We start from the raw sequence: 19,290 nt of genomic DNA, 5'->3' as shown, positions 1-19,290 counted from the left end.
TCTGTTGCATTAACCTTCGATGACAGTTTCGCTCACGACATCGAAGCTGGAGGGAGCTAGAATTTATGAGCATTGAAATCAGCCCACCGCATGTGGACGAATTGAAGCCACGCATCGCGGTGATCGGCGTCGGCGGCGCGGGCGGCAACGCCATCGCGAACATGATCGCCGCCTCGGTCGAGGGCGTGGATTTCATCGTCGCCAATACCGATGCGCAGGCACTGAACGCCTCGCCCGCGGAACGGCGCATCCAGCTTGGCCCGCAGATCACCGAGGGTTTGGGCGCCGGTTCGCGTCCCGAAATCGGCAAGGCCGCCGCTGAGGAGACCATCGCGTCCGTCGAGCAGGCGCTGGACGGCGCGCATATGTGCTTCATCGCGGCGGGCATGGGCGGCGGCACCGGCACCGGCGCGGCGCCCGTCATCGCCAAGGCGGCGCGCGATCGGGGCATATTGACGGTCGGTGTCGTGACCAAACCCTTCACCTTCGAGGGCAATCGCCGCATGAAGTCGGCGGAGAGCGGCATCGAGGAACTGCAGAAGCATGTCGATACCCTCATCGTCATCCCGAACCAGAATCTCTTCCTGATCGCCAACCCCAACACCACCTTCAAGGAAGCCTTCCAGATGGCGGACGAGGTGTTGCAGCAGGGCGTTCGCGGCATCACCGACCTGATGGTCATGCCGGGTCTCATCAACCTCGACTTCGCCGACGTCCGCTCCGTCATGGGCGAGATGGGCAAGGCGATGATGGGCACCGGCGAAGCGGAAGGCGACGGCCGCGCATTGCAAGCCGCGGAAAAGGCGATCGCCAATCCGCTGCTCGACGGCGTGTCGATGCGCGGCGCGAAGGGCGTGATCGTCTCCATCGTCGGCGGCGACGACATGCGCCTGATGGAAGTGGACGAGGCCGCCAACCATATCCGTGAACTGGTCGATCCGGATGCGAACATCATCTGGGGTTCGGCCTTCAACGACGGTCTCAACGGCAAGATCCGCGTGTCGGTGGTCGCCACCGGCATCGACAGCGATGCGTCGGGTGCCGCGGCGCCGCTGACCCAGCCGTTCAGCTTCACCAGCCGTCCGGCGGTTGCCGTGCCCAGTGCGGCCGCGCCCAAGCCCGCACCCGTTGCCGCGCCCGCGCCTGCCCCGGTCGCTGCGCCGGAGCCGGAGCCCGAAACGCTGGAACTGGACGTGCCGGCCGCGCCTGCGCCTGCGCCGCTGACTCCACCGACCGCGGAACAGCCCAAGTCCGCGCCGCTGGCGCCGCCGCGTCCGGCCGCCGTCTTCTCGGACGAGGACCCGTCGCAGGACGAACTGCTGTTGGGTGCAGAGGAAGCCGAAGCCAAGCCTGCCCCAGCGCCTGCGCCGCAGGGCGCGCCGCGCGTTGCCACGGGGGGCACGCTGTTCGAGCGCATGGCAGGTCTGACCCGCGGTGCGGACAAGGGCGCTGCCGCCAGTGACGATGGTGCTTCGGCTCCGGACATCCCGCGTTTCCTGAATCGTCAGAGCAACCAGTAATCGGGCGCGGGTTTTTCCCGGCCCCGTCAGAACAAGCGCGCCATCGGTTGCCATGGGCAACCGGGCGCGCTTTTTCTTTAGACATATTCCCTTGTCCCGCCTCCTTCCGCTAAAGGGCTCCCTGTGAGACGTTATGACATATGGATTCTCGGCGGGCTGCTTTTAGCGGGCACCATGCCAGCGCAACCCATTCTGGCACAGCCCGCCCAGGTGCAGGCGATCCGCCCCTCCAGCGCTGAAAATCTCAACAATAATCTGGCGCGCCTGGCATCCAATCCGCGTGACGTGACGGCGTTGATCGGTGCGGGGGAAGCGGCGCTCGACATGGACGATGCGCGGGCGGCCGCAGGGTTTTTCGCCCGTGCCGACATGCTCGCGCCCAGCAATGGGAAGGTGAAGGCGGGCCTTGGCCGGGTCATGCTGAAGAACCAGAATCCGGCCGAGGCGCTGCGCCTTTTCGATCAGGCGACGCGGCTGGGCTATCCCGAGGCGACGCTGCTGTCGGATCGCGGCCTCGCCAGGGACATGACCGGCGACCAAGCGGGCGCGCAGCGGGATTATCACGCGGCGCTCCAGCGGACGCCCGATGATGTGGAACTCACCCATCGCTATGCCGCCTCGCTGGGCATATCGGGGCAGGTGGACGCCGCGGAACGGGTGCTGAAGCCGCTCCTTTACAAGAGTGATCGGGCTGCCTGGCGTTATCGTGCCTTCATCCTAGCGATGAACAACCGCCAGGCCGATGCGAAGAAGATCGCCGAGCAGACCATGCCGTCGCAGCTCGCCACCGCGATTCTGCCCTATATGCAGAAAATGCCCTATCTGACCGCCGCCCAGAAAGCGGCGGCGGTGCATTTCGGTCATTTTCCGGCCAATGTCGGCACCAGCATCGCCGCGATTACGCCGACGCCGCCCGCTTTCGCATCGGTGGCGCCGAGCGTCAGGCCACCGGTTGCCGAGACGCCGCAGCCGGTCAAGCCGGCGAAGCAGGATCGTCGTTCGCGCCGCAACGGTACGGATGGCACCACCCTTGCCCAGGCGAATGTGGTCGCTCGTCCGGTTCCGGCGCAATCTCCCGCGCCGGTTCAGATCGCTCCCCGGCCGGTCCAGCAGGCTGGAACTACCGCGCAGAATGTGCAGGGGCCGCCTGCGCCCGGTTTCGAATCCGTTCCGGCTCAACCCCCCGCAACCGCCACCCCATCGGGCAGCCAGCTCAATGCGATCACGCTGGCGCAGGCATCAGCGCCGCGCACCCCGGCGCCGCAACCGCAGGGCGTGCCACCGGCCCAGACGCCCGTTGCCACACCGTCTGCCGTCGTCGAAGCCGCGCCTGCCGCTGCGGCTCCGCAGCCACAGATCGACCCGGCCGTCACCCGATCGCTGGCCGATATCATCCATGCCATCGACGTGCCGGAATCAGAGCGCCAGTCGAGCGTTGTCGCGGTCGACCTGACCGAAATCGCGCAGATGCAGGCCGCGCGCCGGGCCGCGCGCGAAGTTGCGGCCGCGGCGGCAGCGGACAAGGCAAAGAAGGCGGCCGCCGCCAAGGCCAAGGCTGAAGCTGATGCCAAGGCGAAGCAACTGGCCGAGGAAAAGAAGAAGGCCGCCGAGGAAAAGGCGCGCCTGGCCGCCAATCCCTCGCGCAACTGGCTTCAGGTCGGTACGGGGGCGAACAAGGGCGCGTTGGCCTTCACCATGAAGGGGCTGCGCAAGAAATATGATTCGCTCGAACCCCAGGACGCCTGGGTCGCGGGCTGGGGCCGGACCAACCGTCTGCTGGTTGGGCCGTTCGCCAGCTTCACCCGGGCCAAGGCGCTGGAGGACAAGCTGAAAGCGGCGGGTGCGGATGTGTTCGCCTGGAAAAGCGATGCCGGAGAGGTGGTCGAACGGCTTCCGGCCAAGTAGGGCGACTTCCATGACGCTGCTTGCTTCCTATGCCTCGCATCCCGACCGGAGCCGGGGCCGCCTCCACGCCGAGCCGGGCGGCGAGATGCGGGGACCGCGCGACCTGTTCCAGCGTGATCGGGACCGCATCATCCATTCCATCGCTTTCCGCCGCCTGCGGCACAAGACGCAGGTGTTCGTGTCGCCCGACGGCGATCATTTCCGCGTCCGCCTGACCCACAGCCTGGAGGTGGCGCAGATCGGCCGAACGACCGCGCGGACGCTGGGGCTGAACGAAGACCTCACCGAAGCGCTCTGCCTGGCCCATGATATCGGCCATCCCCCCTTCGGCCATGCGGGGGAGGATGCGCTGGAAGCGGCGCTGGACTCCCATGGCGGCTTCGATCACAACGCGCATACGCTGCGTACGCTGATGCTGCTGGAAAGTCCCTATCCGCTGTTCCGGGGCCTGAATTTGAGTTGGGAGATGCTGGAGGGGCTGGCCAAGCATAATGGCCCCGTCACCAGGCCCGGCTGGGCGATGGGGGAGGTGGACGCGCTGTTCCCGCTCGACCTGTCCAGCCATGCTTCCCTGGAGGCGCAACTGGCCGCGATCGCCGATGACATCGCCTATGACAATCACGATATCGATGACGGGTTGCGGGCAGGGCTGTTGACCCTGGACCAGCTTCTGTCCGTGCCGCTGGTCAAGACCTGCTGGGAGCGTGTGCGTGCCCGCTATCCCGACATAGCCGAGGACCGGCTGCTGCGTGAACTGGTGCGCGAGCAGATCGGCGTCATGGCGAACGACCTGATCGCCGCTACGCGCGCCAACATCGCTGATTCCGGCGTGGAGACGGTGGAGGATGTTCGCCGGGCCGGGCGCACCCTCGTCGCCTTCTCGCCCGAACTTGCGGCGCAGGAGCGCGAACTCAAGCGTTTCATGTATGCAACGCTCTACCATCATCCCTCGCAACTCGCCGCGGCCGACCGGGCGCGGGTGATCGTAACCGACCTTTTCCGCGCCTATCAGGCCGACCCGATGCTGATGCCGGTGGAATGGCGCGCCGATTGCCTGTCGTCCGAACCGCAGCGCAGCCGCCATATCGGCGACTTCATCGCCGGGATGACGGACCGCTATGCTGAGAAATGTCATGCCGAAATCTTCGGCAGGCTGGAGATGGCCTGAAACGGCGCCGGCCCGAAGATTGCCCGATTGACGCGCGAGCGCGTTTGACGCAATGCGAGAAGGTCTCCGGCGTCGAGGATTCGACTCCGGACTTGATGCGGGAGAGCATGGGAAGCCTTTCAGGCCACCCCGTCGCCGAAGGAGCAACCGCCCCGGAATCTCTCAGGCCAAAGGACCGCATCATGGGCAGGCACTCTGGAAAGCGGACGGTTTGATCGCCGTCCCACCGAAGGGGTAAGCCATCCGGTCGATTGGCCGGTGGTCAAAGCTCTCAGGTTCCGTGACAGAGGGGGTGGCAGACGCGGCGAGTCCGATTCCGGACTCAGGCGTGTGTCGCCAGTAACCCGCACGGAAAGGCCACCCCATGTCAGGCAATGACGACATCGCCCATATCGAAGAAGAATTGCCGTTGCAGGACCTGCCGCTCGACGCCTGGCATCGGGCGAAAGGCGCGCGGATGGTCGGCTTTGCGGGCTATCATATGCCGATTCAATATGAAGGCATCATGGCCGAGCATGGCTGGACCCGTGAACATGCCGGGCTGTTCGACGTCAGCCATATGGGGCAGCTCACCTTCTCCGGCGAAGGCGTGGACGAGGCGCTGGAGCATCTGCTGCCGAGCGATATCAAGGGGCTGAAGCCTTTCCGCCAGCGCTATTCGATGCTGCTGGACGAAGAGGGCGGCATTCTCGACGACCTGATGGTCTCGCGTATTGGCGGCGATGCCTTTGACGGCGCGGACATCTACATGGTCGTCAACGGCGCGACGAAATATGACGATATCGGCTGGATGATCGAGCATCTGCCCGACGAAGTCGTGATGAATCATATGGACGAGCAAGCATTGCTTGCGCTCCAGGGGCCTGAGGCGGGCGAGGCTTTGGCGACGCTTATTCCCGAAACCGCCGCCCTTGTCTTCATGCAGTCCGGCCCGTTCGTCTGGCGCGGCGTGCCGTTGTGGATCAGCCGTTCAGGCTATACCGGCGAGGACGGCTTTGAAATCAGCGTTCCGGCTGGAGATGTGGTGTTGCTGGCGGACGCGCTCTGCGCATTGCCGCAGGTGAAGCCCATCGGCCTTGGCGCGCGGGACTCGTTGCGTCTGGAGGCAGGCCTGCCGCTTTACGGCCATGATCTGACGCCCGCCGTCAGCACCATCGGCGCCGACCTTGGCTTCGCGATCCAGAAGCGCCGCCGCGAGGAAGGCGGTTTCATCGGCCATGCCCGCGTGATGAAGGAACTGGCAGACGGGCCGGGTTCCAGGCGCGTGGGCCTGAAGATCGAAGGGCGTTTGCCGGCCCGCGAAGGCGCGGCCATCTATGCCGGCGATGTGCTGGTGGGCGAGGTCACTTCGGGCGGTTTCGCGCCGACCGTGGGCGCGCCGATCGCCATGGGCTGGGTCAGCCTGCCGCATGCCGGGCTGGATGAGGCGCTGGAGATCGAGGTACGCGGCAAACGCATCGCTGCCACCGTTGCGCCGATGCCGTTCGTGCCGCACCGTTACCGCCGCAAGGCGTAATTTTTCTTTTGTTTTTTGTTGGTCGTGATTTTCAAGCAAATCACTCCGAGGGGAGAACAACCATGAGCCGTTATTTCACCGACGAACATGAATGGATCGATGTCGAGGGCGAAATCGCCACCGTCGGCATCACCGACTATGCGCAGGAGCAGTTGGGCGACATCGTGTTCGTCGAACTGCCCGCCGAGGGCACCAGCTTCGAAAAGGGCGACGACGCCGCCGTCGTCGAGTCGGTCAAGGCCGCTTCGGACGTCTACGCGCCGATCTCGGGCGAAGTCGTCGAAACCAACAGCGCGCTGGAGGACGAACCCGCGCTGGTGAACAGCGACGCTGAGGAAGATGGCTGGTTCTTCAAGCTGCGCATCGCCGATGCGAGCGAACTGGAAGGCCTGATGAACGAAGCCGCCTACAAGAAGTTCGTGGCTTCGCTTTGATTTGATCACCGCCATCTCCGGTCGTCCGGGGATGGCGCCGCAGGAAAATATCATGCGCTACCTACCCCTTACCGACACCGACCGGCAGGAGATGCTGTCCGTCATCGGCGCGACCTCCATCGACGACCTGTTCGTGGATGTTCCCGCTGAGGCCCGGCTTTCTGACAAAATTGCTGGCCTGCCCGATCATGTCAGCGAGCTGGCGGTCGAGCGCCATATGGCGGCGCTGGCGCGGAAAAATCTGTCGGCGGGGGAGGCGCCCTTCTTCCTCGGCGCAGGCGCCTATCGGCATCATGTGCCCGCCAGCGTCGATCACCTGATCCAGCGCGGCGAGTTTCTGACCGCCTATACGCCTTATCAGCCGGAAATCGCGCAGGGCACGTTGCAGGTGCTGTTTGAATTCCAGACCCAGGTCGCGCGACTGCTGGGCTGCGACGTGGCCAACGCGTCCATGTATGACGGTTCGACCGCCTGCTGGGAAGCGATCGGCATGGCCCGCCGCATCACCAGGCGGGGCAAGGCGATCCTGTCGTCGGGCCTGCATCCCCATTATGTCTCGGTCGCCAACACCATGGCGAAATTCACCGGCGACGCACTGGTGCATCAGGCGCCGACGCTGGACGCGGCGACCGATATCGACGCGCTGATCGCGGGGATCGACCAGGATACGAGCTGTGTCGTCGTCCAATATCCCGACATTCTCGGCCGCATCGACGACCTGACGCCGCTGGCCGAGGCCGCCCATGCGGCAGGCGCGCTGCTGGTCGCCGTGGTGACGGAGCCTGTCGCCTTGGGCGCGATCAAGGCGCCGGGCCATATGGGCGCGGACATCGTTGTCGGCGAAGGCCAGTCGATCGGCGTCGGCCTCCAGTTCGGTGGCCCTTATCTCGGCCTCTTCGGCTGCAAGCAGAAATATGTCCGCCAGATGCCGGGGCGGCTTTGCGGTGAAACGGTGGACGCCGCGGGCAAGCGGGGCTTCGTCCTGACGCTCTCGACCCGCGAGCAGCATATCCGCCGCGAAAAGGCGACGTCGAACATATGCACCAATTCCGGCCTCTGCGCGCTGGCGTTCAGCATCCACATGACGTTGCTGGGTGAGAAGGGGCTGCGCGAACTGGCGGGCCTCAACCATGCGCTTGCCTGTCAGGCCGCCGACCGTCTGGCGCAGGTTCCGGGCGTGAAGTTGCTCAACGACAGCTTCTTCAACGAATTCACGCTGGTGCTGTCGAAGGACGCCCGCGACGTTGTGCGCAACCTTGCCGACAAGGGCGTGCTGGGCGGCGTATCGCTGGGCCGTCTGTTCCCGGACGCGCCGGAGATCGGCCACGGTCTGGTCGTCGCCGTCACCGAAACCGTGACGAGCGAGGACATCGAGGCCTTTGCCAAGGCGCTTGAGGAGGAACTGGCATGACCATGCTGAAGGAAGGCCGCCCCACCGCGCCGCAAGCTGTAGCTGAAGCCGGCACGGCCACCGCCACGGGCAACCGCGCGCTGATGCTGGAGGAAGCCCTGATCTTCGAGATCGGCTCGACCGCCACCACCGGCGTCGATTTCGCGGAAGCGCCGAAGGTCGCCAGCCGCCTTGGCAACCTTGTCCGCACCGATGCCATCGGCCTGCCCGGCCTGTCGGAGCAGGAGACGGTGCGCCATTATACCCGCCTCAGCCGCCAGAATTACGCCATCGACCTGGGGCTGTTTCCGCTCGGCTCCTGCACGATGAAGCATAATCCGCGCCTGAACGAGAAGGTGGCGCGGATGCCCGGCTTCGCGGACCTTCACCCGCTTGCGCCGCAATCGACGGTGCAGGGCGCGCTGGCGGTGATCCATGAACTGGCGCAATGGCTGGTGACGCTGACCGGCATGCATTCGGTCGCGATGAGCCCCAAGGCGGGCGCGCATGGCGAGCTGTGCGGCCTGCTGGCGATCCGCGCCGCGCTGGAAGCGCGCGGCGACGCCCGTAGTGTCATCCTCGTCCCGGAGAGCGCCCATGGCACCAACCCGGCCACCGCCGCCTTCTGTGGTTACAAGGTGGAGGATATTCCGGCGACCCCGGATGGCCGGGTTGACCTCGAAGCGCTCAAGGCCCGCCTTGGCGCTGATGTGGCGGCGGTGATGATCACCAACCCCAACACCTGCGGCCTGTTCGAGCGCGACATGAAGACGATCTCCGACGCGGTGCATGCCGCCGGGGCCTTCGTCTATTGCGACGGTGCGAACTTCAACGCCATCGTCGGGCGGGTCCGTCCCGGCGACCTGGGCGTCGACGCGATGCACATCAACCTGCACAAGACCTTCTCGACGCCCCATGGCGGCGGTGGTCCCGGTTCGGGGCCGGTGGTGCTGTCCGAAGCGCTCGCTCCCTTCGCGCCTCTGCCCTTCGTCGAACGCCGGGGCGACGCCTTCGTGCTGGTCGAGGAGGAAACGGCGGAGGAGCATCACGGCCAGACCTTCGGTCGCATGGTCGCCTTCCACGGTCAGATGGGAATGTTCACCCGCGCGCTGACCTATATCCTTAGCCACGGTGCGGACGGTCTGCGTCAGGTCGCGAGCGACGCGGTGCTGAACGCCAATTACATCCTGCGCAGCCTGGACGATGTGCTCGACGCGCCGTTCGGCGGCAGCGGTCCGTGCATGCATGAGGCGCTGTTCAGCGACAAGGGGCTCGCCGAGGGCTTCACCACGCTCGACATCGCCAAGGGGCTGATCGACGAAGGCTTCCACCCGATGACCATGTATTTCCCGCTGGTCGTCCATGGAGCGATGCTGGTCGAACCGACCGAAACGGAAAGCAAGGCCGCGCTCGACCAGTTCATCATGGCGCTGCGGAACCTCGCCGAACGTGCCAAGGCGGGGGATGAAGCGCTCAAGGGCGCTCCCTATTTCGCCCCACGCCGCCGCCTGGACGAGACGCTTGCCGCGCGCAAGCCGGTCCTGACCTGGACCGAACCGGCACTGGCGCAGGCCGCCGAATGACGGACCGGCCGGAACCGTGGGAACCCGGTTCCGGCCCCGTTGGCGGGAATAAGCGTTTCGCTCCCGCGACGCTGCGCAATCGTGATGCCATTCTTGCCGTGTTACGGGAGGCGCTGCCGCCCTCCGGACTCGTGCTGGAGGTAGCGAGCGGCAGCGGCGAACATGCGATCCATTTCGCTGCCGCGCTGCATGCGCTCGACTGGCAGCCGAGCGATCCCGATCCGGCGGCACTGGCCTCCATCGAGGCATGGCGTGCCGAAGCCGGCCTAGCCAATGTCCGGTCGCCGATCAGACTCGATGCGGAGGCCGATTGGCCGATGGACAGGGCCGACGCGATCCTGTGCATCAACATGGTCCACATCAGCCCCTGGACAGCGACGCTCGGCTTGTTGAGGGGCGCGGGCAGAGTGCTGCCGCCGGGCGGTTTGCTCTACCTCTACGGTCCTTATCTCCAGGCGGACGTCGAAACCGCGCGGAGTAATTTGGCCTTCGATGCTTCGCTCAGAGCTCGCGATCCGCGCTGGGGCATCCGCGCGATTGAGGATGTGATCGCGGCTGCACAGGTACAAGACCTCGCCTTCGACGGGCTGGTCGAAATGCCTGCGAATAATTTGTCACTGCTATTCCGTCGGACCTGACACGCCGAACCTGCTCAACCTAGTGCGCTGTCCTTGTGCAGTAGGGCAAGGAGGACGGGCAATGCCCGGCGCCCCGCTTCTGTCAGGCGGAAGCCCCGGCTGCCCGGCAGGGGAGCGCCGCCTTGGCTCGGTTCCATCCATCCGTGCTCGGCAAAGCAGGACCAGAGGCGATCATTGGGGCTGTCCGCGCTGGTGCTGCCGACACTGTCTTCGCGGTCCAGCATCATCGGCAGGATAGACCGATCGCCAGGTGAAGCCTGCTGATAAAGGAGTGGAATGCGGTCATCCTTAGCTAGAACGGCGGCTGTTTGATTATAGATCGTCATTGGCCGGTCTCGATATAGTGCATCACCCTGCGTAGCACCCTGGCGGGAATGTCGACTTGGTCGATATACGCGGCACGCAGCGTAGCAGGGAGTGGGGTCGTCTCCTCGGCAAAGCGGCTGAGGCCGATCTCATCGCTCTGGAACAGCGGATCGACCGGCCCAAAATGCGCGATTCGATGGCCATCTACCAGGGTCGCCGCGACATTATCACCGGCCAAATACCATTGAGCAGCGATGATAACGCCGCGTGGTCCGGCAAGTTGTGCCAGCTTGGGGAGCAACAGCACAGGATGGCTGGGAGCTGGCAGGATCGCAACCTTGTCCTGGGGCAGTGCCAGATAGCCGTCGATCTCATTGGCGATCGTAATGCCGGTGACAAAGGGGCAGGAGCGCCCATCGATCCGTTTTTCCGGCGGGCGCTGGCCCGCTCGGACAGGGCCTCGTTCGAGTACGATAGCATTTCCTTTGCGAAGGCGGCAAAACCAGGCAGACCGCGCTGTTCGAGGAAGGAGACACGACCCGCGATCATGTCCAGCGAATCCTCAGGATATCCGCGTCGGCGCGCCATGGCCGTGCAATATTGCGCCATGTCTTTCATTGAAAGGTCGATACGCTCCCGATCCGGTGGAGATAGAGGCGGAGTGCCGGGTGATTTGCGGCCGAAAATCTTTCGCATCATGGGCGTGCAGCTTATCCATCGTCTCCTAATAAGCGGCTAAGATCACGATTGGACGCGGATTTCCCGCGGAACGGAAATGGTCTAGGTCCTCCGGTCATGCCGAACCAACTCATCTCCCTCGTCACCGCCGAACTTTGCGCACCGGCCGATCCGCGCGCCGCGGCGATGGCGGGGGCGCTGGCCGCCCAATATCCCGACGCCTCGCGCGCGGTGCTGTTCTACGGCTCCTGTCTGCGGGAAAAGAATCTCGATGGCCTGATGCTGGATTTCTATCTGATCGTGTCGGACTATCGCGCCGCCTATGGCAAGCGCTGGCTGGCGGCCGCCAACCGGCTGATCCCGCCCAATGTCTTCCCCTTCGAGCATAACGGTCTGATCGCCAAATATGCGGTTCTGTCGGAGGCGGATTTTGCGCGGCTCAACGGCCCTGCTGCCGACAATGTGTCGGTCTGGGCGCGTTTCGCTCAACCGGCGCGACTGCTCTGGGCGGCGGACGACCTCGCGCGCCAGCGCGCGATCGGCGCCGTTGCCAACGCGGCGCCGACCTTGCTGTCGCTCGCCCGGCCTCTCGCGCATGCGCAGGATGCTCTGACGCTCTGGAAGACGGGTTTCACGCTGACCTACGGCGCCGAATTGCGCGCGGAAAGGAAGGGGCGTTCGCTCTCCATCGTCGAGGCCGATCCGGACCGTTATCGCCGTTTCGGACAGGCGGCGCTGGCGCAGGGCCTGCCGCCATCACCCATACCGGAGGAAGCTGCCAGCCGCTGGCGCCGCTTGCAACGGCGCGGCAAGTGGTTGTCGGTCATTCGTCTCGCCAAGGCGAGCTTCACCTATGCGGGCGGCATCGATTATCTGGCGTGGAAGATCAACCGCCACGCCGGTACGCAGATCGAGATCAGGCCCTGGCAGCGGCGCTGGCCGCTGCTCGGTGCGCTCACTCTGCTGCCGCGGCTGTTCCGGGGTGGTGCGATCCGCTGAGTGCATGGGACAGCGCATGGGAAAGGCCCATCAGCGTGTAGGGCTTGCGCAGCACCTCATGTCCCGCGAAATCAGCGCTTCCGGTGGTGTCGCCCGCATATCCGGTCACGAACAGCACCGGCACATGGGCATAGGCGGCGGGCAGCGTGCGGATCATTTCCGGCCCGGTCATGTCGGGCATCAGCACGTCGCTCATGATGAGGCCAATGTCCCTGTGGCTCGTCAGCAGCTTGGCCGCCTTTGACGGATGGTCGCAGGCGACGGGCAGATGTCCCAGTTCCGCCAGCGCCGCTATGGTCTGGTTGAGCACGCGGGGATCGTCTTCCACCACCAATATGCGCGTCGGCGGTTGTAGCACGGGCTCCCGCTCCGGCGCATGGGCACCGGCCGGTTCCTCGCCCTCCGCGCTGATATGGCGGGGCAGGTAGATGTGGACGCTGGTGCCCTTGCCGACCTCCGACTCGATCCGGATCTCGCCCTCGCACTGATGGACGAAGCCGAAAATCTGGCTGAGGCCAAGACCAGTGCCCTTGCCGACCGGCTTGGTCGTGAAGAAAGGCTCAAACACCCGTGACAGCACGTCCGGTGTCATGCCGCAGCCATTGTCGCTGACGGTGAGCGTTACATAGTCGCCCCCAACGCACTCACCGATCTCGTTCGCTGCGAGATGCGCCTGGCCGGTCCGGATTACCAGCTGGCCGCGCCCTTCCATCGCGTCGCGGGCATTGACGCAGAGGTTAAGGATCGCATTTTCCATCTGATGCTGGTCGACGAAGATGCGCCATCCCTTCGCCTGATTGTCGAAGGCCATGGTGATCTGGTCGCCGATCGATCGGTCGATCAGTTCGCTGATGCCCGACACCAGCCCATCGGGATCGACCGCGCTGGGCAGCAGCGGTTCGGAGCGGGCGAAGGCCAACAGGCGGCGGGTCAGCGCGGCGGCGCGATTGGCGCCCTCCATCGCATTGTCGAGATGACGGCTCGCCTCCTGCGGTTTCAGGCGCAGCTTGCGCTTGGCCAGTTCCAGCCCGCCGACGACGACCGCCAGCATATTGTTGAAGTCATGCGCGATGCCCCCGGTAAGTTGGCCGACAGCATCCATCTTCTGCATCTGGCGCAGATTTTCCTCGGCCGCAGCGCGCTCTGCGGTTTCCTTCTTGAGCCGTTCATAGGCGTCCGACAGTTCCACCGTCCGCGCCGCCACCGCCGCTTCCATCCTGTCGGCGCGCTCGCCCTCCGTGTCCGCCTGCCGCCGGGCGTTGCGCCGTTCCGAATAGGCGGCATTGGCCAGCCAAAGGGCGAACAGCACGCAGACCAGCAGCACCAGCCCGAACAGCTGCGACGTCTTGCCCACCCATTCGGTGCGGTCGCCGGCCAGCGAAACCGCTTGGCTGCGTTCCTGCAACCGGGCGTTTTCCGCCTCGATCACGCGGTCGAGCAGCATGGTGATCTGGCGCAGATCCTCCGATTTTCCCGCTTGGTGGAATTTGGCCAGCGCCGTCATCTTCTGGTCGTAGGTGGTGCGCAGCCCGATTTCGCTCAATGTCTTGCCGCGCTGGTCGAAGGCGACCTGCAGGGCCTGGACGTTGTGCCGCTGCCAACCCGCCTCGCGCGTGGCGTAGCTCATCGCCTTGAGCTGGCTGGCGGCGGTGCGCCACTGGTCCTGGAACAGGCGCCCGGTATCGGGGTCGAGGCTGATGACATAGCGGGCCAGCGTCACCTCGGCCCGCGCGGTCTTCGCTTCGAATGCGCGGGCGAGGGCGATGATCTCATAGCTGCGGCGCTGCTCATCCAGCGCCTGCTGGTGATCGCGCGACGCATTGCTGGCGCTGTAGAGCAACGTTCCCAGCGACCCGATCAGCAACACCACAAGCACCAGCGGCAGAAAGCGGCGCGCCGCCGCTCGCCATCCGGTAGCCTGCTCATCCATGAAAAAGCCGTCCGCCATCGATAGTTACACTAGACGAACAGCTTTACGCGAGAAATGCCATAGGTGAAAGGTTCCGATTTCGCGTGGGCTTCCGTCGCGATAATCGACCGTCTGGCCGAGCTGCTGCGCTGAAGACGCGATCAGCAGATCGCGCCTGTCGCCTTCCCCGCCGCTTCGAACATGGTGATGATCTGTTCGACCTGCTCATCGCTGTGTTCCGCGCAGAGCGAGCAGCGCAGCAGGAAGGTGCCCGCTGGCGTTGCGGGGGGGCGCGCCATGTTGACGTAGAGGCCGAGTTCCAGCAGCGCCTGCCACATCGCCACTGCCTGGGCCTGGTCGGTCAGGATGACGGCAATGATCGCGGATTGCGGCGTTTCGGTGCCCAGCTTGAAGCCGAGATCGGTGAGGCCCTTGTGCAGCCGCTGGCTGTTCTTCCATAGATGGGCGCGCTTCTCTCCCGCATGCATCAGTTTGCGGATCGAAGTCGCAGCGGTGGCGACGACGCTGGGCGGCAGCGAGGCGGTGAAGACATAAGGACGGCAGACAAGGCGCAGGACCTCGAACTTCGGGTGGTTGGACACGCAGAAGCCGCCCACCGTGCCGACCGATTTGGAGAAGGTCCCGACGATGAAATCGACCTCCTTTTCGACGCCCTGCTCTTCATAGACGCCCCGGCCATTGGGACCGAAAAAGCCCATGCCATGGGCCTCGTCGACCAGGATCATGCAATTGGGATGCTTACGCACGGCGGCCACCATATCCGGCAGCGGCGCGACATCGCCCAGCATCGAATAGACGCCCTCCAGCACCACCAGCTTCAGCGCGTCGGCGGGCAGGCGGCCAAGGCGCTTGTCCAGATCCTCCACGCTATTGTGGCGGAAGCGGACGATCTCCGCGTCGCCCAGGAAGCAGCCGTCATAGATGGAGGCGTGGCTGTCTGCATCCAGAACCACATAGTCGCCCTTGCCCGCCAAGGTGGAGATCATGCCCAGATTGGCCTGATAGCCGGTCGAGAAGACCATGGCGCTTGATGTACCGTAGAAATCCTTGAGCGCTTCCTCGACTTCCTTATGGCCCTGATAGGTGCCATTCAGCACACGGCTGCCGGTGGTGCCCGCGCCGAAATCGTCCAGTGCCTTCTTGCCTGCTGCGACCACCTCCGGATCGAAGGTCATGCCCATATAATTATAGGTGCCGAGCAGGATCGTGTCCTTGCCCTTGATGACCGCCTGGGTCGGGGACTTCACCTCATCCATCACGATCGCGAAGGGATCGCGCACACCAGTCGCCAGCAGCGCTTCGCGCTCGGCGATCAGGGAATCGAATTTGGAGAAAAGGTCGCGGTTATTGCTGGTCATATATGGTCCCAATAGCCGTTCATCCGGGCAAGGCCGGACGCTACGCGAATAGGTTGACGCTGTCGCCAGCGCCGGAGATCGGCACGGGCGGTTCAGCCCTTCAGCTTCGCCACGGCATCCACGAGCTGGCCGATCGTTTCGATCTCTGCCTGCATGTTCATGGTGATGATGATGTCGAATTCGTCCTCGATCGCCGCGACGAAATCCATCACGGTCAGGCTGTCCCACTCCAGATCGCCCGCGAAGGTGGTGGCCTCGGTCAGTTCCACGCCCTTTTTGTTGAAGGGGTCGATCTGGCTCAAAACGCTGTCGAAAATTAGCTGGCGATCCGTCATTATCCGTGGTGCTTTCCGTGAAAGAGCGGCTTTTGCCCTCAAGCGTCGTTCTTTGGCAAGGGAATAAGGCGGCAATCGGGCATGAGTGTCGCGAAAAAGGGGAGGGGAAAAGATGATGGAGGCGATCAGCGCTCCGGTGCCCAATGCGATCCACCTGCTCCGCACGGCGGTGCAGACCAATATGCAACTCAGCCAGATGGCCGATCAGAAGGCGAATATGTTGATCGGCGCGTCGATGGTGATCTTCACCCTGTGCGTCGCGCAGTTGCGGGCGGGGGCGCTGGTCTGGCCGGTGGCGGTGCTGGCGGTAGGGGTGTTCCTGGCCGCGACCTGCGCGATCCTGGCGGTTCTGCCCAGTGTCGGTCCATCCCGTGTCGGCCCGTCGCGCGGCGGCGTGGGAGAGCACGACAATCTGCTGTTCTTCGGTGTCTTTACCAACCTGAGCGAGACGGAGTTCAGCGATCGGATGATGCTGCTGGTATCGGATGACGAGGCGCTTTGCCGCGCGATGCTACGCGACATGTATCAGAATGGGCAGGTGCTCCAGCGGCGAAAATATCGCTGGCTGGGCTATGCCTACCGGCTGTTCCTGACCGGCGTGGTGACGAGCTTCGCGACGCTGGTCGTGGATGTGGCGCTGGGGTAGCGTTAGAAATCCGCCGGTTAGCGGAAATTGTCGGCGTAGGCCTGAATCTTCAGCGTCTTGGGCGCGGTTGCGATCACGCTGTACGCAATCCCCTCCCGCTCCGCATAGGCACGCGCGGCCTCCTCCGACGAGAAAGTCAGCTTGATCTGCTGCTTCATGTCGCCCGAACCCGCCCAGCCGGTCAGCGGATCGGGTCGCTTCGCTTCTGCGGGCACATATTCCAGCACCCATTTATGGGTCAGCGCCTTGCCGGATTGCAGGGCGTTCTTCTGGATCTGATAGATGCGCGCGCTCATCGCGATAGAGACTCCTGAGGGAATTTGGTGCTGCGTTGCACCAGCGGGCGCGCGGAAGTCAAGGCTTGCCCTTGGCATTCCTTGTTCGCCGGGATTTCCGAGCCGCAAAATAGTCTATTTTACTTGAAATCCCTCTCGGCGCGTTTCGTGCGCAAAGTGGCGCTGGCCGCCGCCGGATCGTCGGGCCAGGGATGCCTCGGATAGCGCCCCCGCATCTCCTTGGCCACCGCGCTCCAACTCCCCGACCAGAAGCCGGGCAGGTCGCGCGTTGTCTGGATCGGGCGGCCGGCGGGCGAGGTGAGGGAGAGGACCAGCGGAATGCGCCGGCTTCCCACCACCGGATGTTCGCTGAGGCCGAACAGCGCCTGCACACGCAGTTCGACGCGCGGCCCGCCTTCGGCGGCATAGTCGATTTCATGGCTACTGCCGGCGGGTGAACGGAAATCGGGCGGTGCGAGCCGGTCGATCTGCTGCTTGCCGTCCCAGCCGATCAGCCCTTCCAGCACCCCGGAAAGCTGTGACCGGTCGATGTCGGAGAGGCGGCGCCTGCCTTGCAGCAGCGGCGGCAGCCATTCGTCTAGCGTCTCCATCAGCGCGGCGTCGGACAGGGCCGTCACCCCGGCGAATTCCGCGCGCATCCTGAGTGATCGCGCCGCGTCCGACCAGGGGAGCAGGTCCAGTCCGCCCTGCCGTATCCCTTCGGTCAGGGCGGCCGCCACCGCATCCGGATCGGGCCGGTCGTCGGAGCCGGAGGAGAGCCTTACCGCACCCAGGCGACGTTCGCGCAGTGCCTCGATCCCGCCATTGGCGGCACGGAAGCGGACGGTTCGGTGCTCGGAGATGCGGGCGCCGAACAGGGCGACGACCTCCGCCTCGCTGATCGGCGCGGCGGACAGGATGCGGGCACCGGCGGCGGTGCCCTGGACCTCCCCGACCGCAAGCCATGTCTCCCGTGCCAGCGGGCTGAGCGGATCGAGCCGGAAACCGCGCCCGCCGACGCTGGCCCAGTCCGCACCATCGGCCGAACGGCGCTTGGACAGGCGATCGGGGAAGGCGATGGCGAGGCAAATCCCCGTCGCATGGTCGGTGGCCGTTGCAGGAGAACCCGCCTTGACCAGCCTCGACCACCGTCTGGCTAGGCCCCGCGCTGCATCGGCACGCTTCCCGCTTTCCCGTCGCCAGCGTATCCGCCGTTGCGACAGGTCGGTGTCCTGCCCGCCAATGCCGCGCTCGCCCAGCAGCATGGCGACTTCCGCCGCGGCTTGCGCCAACCCCATTTCGCCGGCCCCCACCAGCATATGGCCGATGCGCGGCTCCAGCGGCAGGCTCGCCAGCGCCCTGCCATGCGCGGTGATCCGCCCGTCCGCATCCAGCGCCTCCAGCACCGTCAGTCTTTTGCGCGCCTCCGCCACCGCAGCGGCCGGTGGCGGGTCCAGCCATCGCAGGTCTGCCGGATCATTCACCCCCCAGAGCGCGCAGTCGAGGATCAGGCTGGAAAGATCGCTCTCCAACATCTCCGGCGGGTCGAAGGGTGGCATCCCCGCCGTTGCCGCCGCGCCCCACAGGCGATAGGCGACGCCAGGCCGCTGGCGCGCAGCACGACCTGCCCGCTGCGTCGCCGCTGCCTGGCTCGCCCGCTCGGTCACCAGGCGGGTCACGCCCGCTGCCCGGTCGTAGCGTGGCCGCCGGGCCAGCCCGCTGTCGACCACGATCCGCACGCCGTCGATGGTCAGGCTGGTTTCCGCGATGGAAGTGGCAAGGATGACTTTCCGCCGTCCCTCCCGCGAAGGCCGGATTGCCGCCCGCTGCGCCGCCGGGTCGAGCGATCCGTGCAGCTTGTGCACCTCCACGGCCGCGTCCTCCAGTCGCTCGGCGGTTCGCTCGATCTCCGCCACGCCGGGTAGAAAGGCGAGCAGATCGCCCTCGGCCTCCTCGCCCAGCGCCCGGCGGATGGTCGCGGCCATCTCATCTTCGATCCGCTTTTCCGCCGCGCGCCCGACATGGCGCAGTTCCAGCGGCTGGATGCGGCCCTCGCTCTCCACGACCGGAGCGCCGTCCAACAGTGCGGCAAAGCGCGCGCCGTCCAGCGTAGCCGACATGGGTATGATGCGCAGGTCCGGCCGCAGCGCGCCTTGGGCATCAAGGGCCAGGGCCAAGCCGAAATCGCTGTCCAGGCTGCGCTCATGCACTTCGTCGAAGAGGACAGCGGACACGCCCGAAAGCTCGGGATCATCCTGAATCCGCCGGACGAAAATGCCTTCCGTCAGTACTAGCAGCCTTGTGGCCCCGGATGCCTTTGTGTCCATCCGCGTCGCATAGCCGACCGTGCCGCCGACATCCTCGCCCATCAGTTCGGCGATCCGTTCCGCCGCTGCCCGCGCCGCCAGCCGCCGGGGGGAGAGCAACAGGATCTGGCCCGTGCACCAGGGCTCGTGCAGCAGGGCAGGGGCCACGACGGTCGTTTTGCCCGCGCCCGGCGGCGCGACCAGCACCGCATTGCTCCTTTCGCGCAAGGCGGCGAGAAGGTCGGGCAGTACGGCGTGGATCGGCAGAGGGATGGGCAGAGCGGTCATTGCTGTCCCTCTCGC

Annotated in this window: 17 protein-coding genes and 1 riboswitch; of the genes, 10 read left to right on the top strand and 7 right to left on the bottom strand. The window is 65.3% G+C overall.

Annotated elements, in window-relative coordinates; all coding sequences use genetic code 11:
* Positions 1-65 precede the first annotated feature (65 nt).
* The 8 genes from ftsZ (at position 66) to YP76_RS16675 (ending at position 10,154) form a co-directional block, all read left to right on the top strand.
* Positions 66-1,520, top strand: coding sequence for a cell division protein FtsZ (gene ftsZ / locus YP76_RS16710; RefSeq protein ID WP_046764723.1), 1,455 nt, complete (start codon positions 66-68; stop codon positions 1,518-1,520).
* Between the two features lie 174 nt (positions 1,521-1,694).
* Positions 1,695-3,425, top strand: coding sequence for an SPOR domain-containing protein (locus YP76_RS16705; RefSeq protein WP_232307591.1), 1,731 nt, complete (start codon positions 1,695-1,697; stop codon positions 3,423-3,425).
* Positions 3,426-3,435: 10 nt separating this feature from the next.
* Positions 3,436-4,593: a deoxyguanosinetriphosphate triphosphohydrolase gene (locus YP76_RS16700; protein ID WP_046764721.1), complete on the top strand. Its 1,158-nt coding sequence runs from the start codon at positions 3,436-3,438 to the stop codon at positions 4,591-4,593.
* An 88-nt stretch (positions 4,594-4,681) separates the two neighbouring features.
* Positions 4,682-4,781, top strand: a riboswitch (glycine riboswitch).
* Positions 4,782-4,957: 176 nt separating this feature from the next.
* Positions 4,958-6,109, top strand: coding sequence for a glycine cleavage system aminomethyltransferase GcvT (gene gcvT, locus YP76_RS16695; RefSeq protein ID WP_046764720.1), 1,152 nt, complete (start codon positions 4,958-4,960; stop codon positions 6,107-6,109).
* Between the two features lie 62 nt (positions 6,110-6,171).
* A complete protein-coding gene (gcvH, locus tag YP76_RS16690) occupies positions 6,172-6,543 on the top strand; it encodes a glycine cleavage system protein GcvH (protein WP_046764719.1) in 372 nt (123 codons plus the stop codon).
* A 52-nt stretch (positions 6,544-6,595) separates the two neighbouring features.
* Positions 6,596-7,954, top strand: coding sequence for an aminomethyl-transferring glycine dehydrogenase subunit GcvPA (gcvPA, locus tag YP76_RS16685; protein ID WP_046764925.1), 1,359 nt, complete (start codon positions 6,596-6,598; stop codon positions 7,952-7,954).
* Positions 7,951-9,516, top strand: coding sequence for an aminomethyl-transferring glycine dehydrogenase subunit GcvPB (gcvPB, locus tag YP76_RS16680; protein ID WP_046764718.1), 1,566 nt, complete (start codon positions 7,951-7,953; stop codon positions 9,514-9,516). The genes gcvPA and gcvPB overlap by 4 nt, the downstream gene beginning before the upstream one ends.
* A complete protein-coding gene (locus YP76_RS16675) occupies positions 9,513-10,154 on the top strand; it encodes a DUF938 domain-containing protein (RefSeq protein WP_046764717.1) in 642 nt (213 codons plus the stop codon). Before gcvPB ends, YP76_RS16675 begins: the two co-directional genes overlap by 4 nt.
* Positions 10,155-10,168: 14 nt before the next feature.
* Here YP76_RS16675 and YP76_RS16670 read toward each other — a convergent pair whose 3' ends face one another.
* Positions 10,169-10,480, bottom strand: a complete 312-nt coding sequence (locus tag YP76_RS16670; RefSeq protein ID WP_046764716.1) for a hypothetical protein — start codon at positions 10,478-10,480, stop codon at positions 10,169-10,171.
* Complete coding sequence (locus YP76_RS27860) at positions 10,477-10,767, bottom strand: hypothetical protein (protein ID WP_198147518.1); 291 nt, start codon at positions 10,765-10,767, stop codon at positions 10,477-10,479. The genes YP76_RS16670 and YP76_RS27860 overlap by 4 nt, the downstream gene beginning before the upstream one ends.
* 488 nt (positions 10,768-11,255) lie before the next feature.
* On the opposite strand from YP76_RS27860, the gene YP76_RS16660 reads away from it, so the two are divergent.
* Entirely contained in the window at positions 11,256-12,137 is an 882-nt protein-coding gene (locus tag YP76_RS16660; RefSeq protein WP_046764714.1) for a hypothetical protein, read from the top strand.
* Here YP76_RS16660 and YP76_RS16655 read toward each other — a convergent pair.
* The 3 genes from YP76_RS16655 to YP76_RS16645 all read right to left on the bottom strand — a co-directional run bounded on the left by YP76_RS16655 (position 12,094) and on the right by YP76_RS16645 (position 15,760).
* Positions 12,094-14,085 carry an ATP-binding protein gene (locus YP76_RS16655; RefSeq protein ID WP_046764713.1) on the bottom strand — a complete coding sequence of 664 codons (1,992 nt, stop codon included), beginning with the start codon at positions 14,083-14,085 and terminating at the stop codon, positions 12,094-12,096. The genes YP76_RS16660 and YP76_RS16655 overlap by 44 nt on opposite strands.
* 122 nt (positions 14,086-14,207) lie before the next feature.
* The gene (spt, locus tag YP76_RS16650) at positions 14,208-15,425 is read right to left on the bottom strand and encodes a serine palmitoyltransferase (RefSeq protein ID WP_046764712.1); all 1,218 of its coding nucleotides are present in this window, start codon (positions 15,423-15,425) and stop codon (positions 14,208-14,210) included.
* Between the two features lie 92 nt (positions 15,426-15,517).
* Positions 15,518-15,760 (bottom strand): acyl carrier protein, encoded by a 243-nt coding sequence (locus YP76_RS16645; protein ID WP_046764711.1) that lies wholly within the window; start codon positions 15,758-15,760, stop codon positions 15,518-15,520.
* A 112-nt stretch (positions 15,761-15,872) separates the two neighbouring features.
* On the opposite strand from YP76_RS16645, the gene YP76_RS16640 reads away from it, so the two are divergent.
* Entirely contained in the window at positions 15,873-16,406 is a 534-nt protein-coding gene (locus YP76_RS16640) for a Pycsar system effector family protein (protein WP_046764710.1), read from the top strand.
* Between the two features lie 17 nt (positions 16,407-16,423).
* Here YP76_RS16640 and YP76_RS16635 read toward each other — a convergent pair whose 3' ends face one another.
* Entirely contained in the window at positions 16,424-16,702 is a 279-nt protein-coding gene (locus tag YP76_RS16635; RefSeq protein ID WP_046764709.1) for an ETC complex I subunit, read from the bottom strand.
* Between the two features lie 119 nt (positions 16,703-16,821).
* Complete coding sequence (hrpB, locus tag YP76_RS16630; RefSeq protein WP_046764708.1) at positions 16,822-19,275, bottom strand: ATP-dependent helicase HrpB; 2,454 nt, start codon at positions 19,273-19,275, stop codon at positions 16,822-16,824.
* Between the last annotated feature and the right edge of the window lie 15 nt (positions 19,276-19,290).

The organism is Sphingobium chungbukense, assembly GCF_001005725.1.
Lineage (GTDB): Bacteria > Pseudomonadota > Alphaproteobacteria > Sphingomonadales > Sphingomonadaceae > Sphingobium > Sphingobium chungbukense.
This window is presented reverse-complemented; position numbering and strand designations above follow the sequence as displayed.

Coding starts and splice junctions, on each gene's coding strand:
- ftsZ (WP_046764723.1), top strand. CDS start 66: ATGAGCATTGAAATCAGCCCACCGCATGTGGACGAATTGAAGCCACGC.
- YP76_RS16705 (WP_232307591.1), top strand. CDS start 1,695: ATGCCAGCGCAACCCATTCTGGCACAGCCCGCCCAGGTGCAGGCGATC.
- YP76_RS16700 (WP_046764721.1), top strand. CDS start 3,436: ATGACGCTGCTTGCTTCCTATGCCTCGCATCCCGACCGGAGCCGGGGC.
- gcvT (WP_046764720.1), top strand. CDS start 4,958: ATGTCAGGCAATGACGACATCGCCCATATCGAAGAAGAATTGCCGTTG.
- gcvH (WP_046764719.1), top strand. CDS start 6,172: ATGAGCCGTTATTTCACCGACGAACATGAATGGATCGATGTCGAGGGC.
- gcvPA (WP_046764925.1), top strand. CDS start 6,596: ATGCGCTACCTACCCCTTACCGACACCGACCGGCAGGAGATGCTGTCC.
- gcvPB (WP_046764718.1), top strand. CDS start 7,951: ATGACCATGCTGAAGGAAGGCCGCCCCACCGCGCCGCAAGCTGTAGCT.
- YP76_RS16675 (WP_046764717.1), top strand. CDS start 9,513: ATGACGGACCGGCCGGAACCGTGGGAACCCGGTTCCGGCCCCGTTGGC.
- YP76_RS16670 (WP_046764716.1), bottom strand. CDS start 10,480: ATGACGATCTATAATCAAACAGCCGCCGTTCTAGCTAAGGATGACCGC.
- YP76_RS16660 (WP_046764714.1), top strand. CDS start 11,256: ATGCCGAACCAACTCATCTCCCTCGTCACCGCCGAACTTTGCGCACCG.
- YP76_RS16655 (WP_046764713.1), bottom strand. CDS start 14,085: ATGGCGGACGGCTTTTTCATGGATGAGCAGGCTACCGGATGGCGAGCG.
- spt (WP_046764712.1), bottom strand. CDS start 15,425: ATGACCAGCAATAACCGCGACCTTTTCTCCAAATTCGATTCCCTGATC.
- YP76_RS16645 (WP_046764711.1), bottom strand. CDS start 15,760: ATGACGGATCGCCAGCTAATTTTCGACAGCGTTTTGAGCCAGATCGAC.
- YP76_RS16640 (WP_046764710.1), top strand. CDS start 15,873: ATGATGGAGGCGATCAGCGCTCCGGTGCCCAATGCGATCCACCTGCTC.
- YP76_RS16635 (WP_046764709.1), bottom strand. CDS start 16,702: ATGAGCGCGCGCATCTATCAGATCCAGAAGAACGCCCTGCAATCCGGC.
- hrpB (WP_046764708.1), bottom strand. CDS start 19,275: ATGACCGCTCTGCCCATCCCTCTGCCGATCCACGCCGTACTGCCCGAC.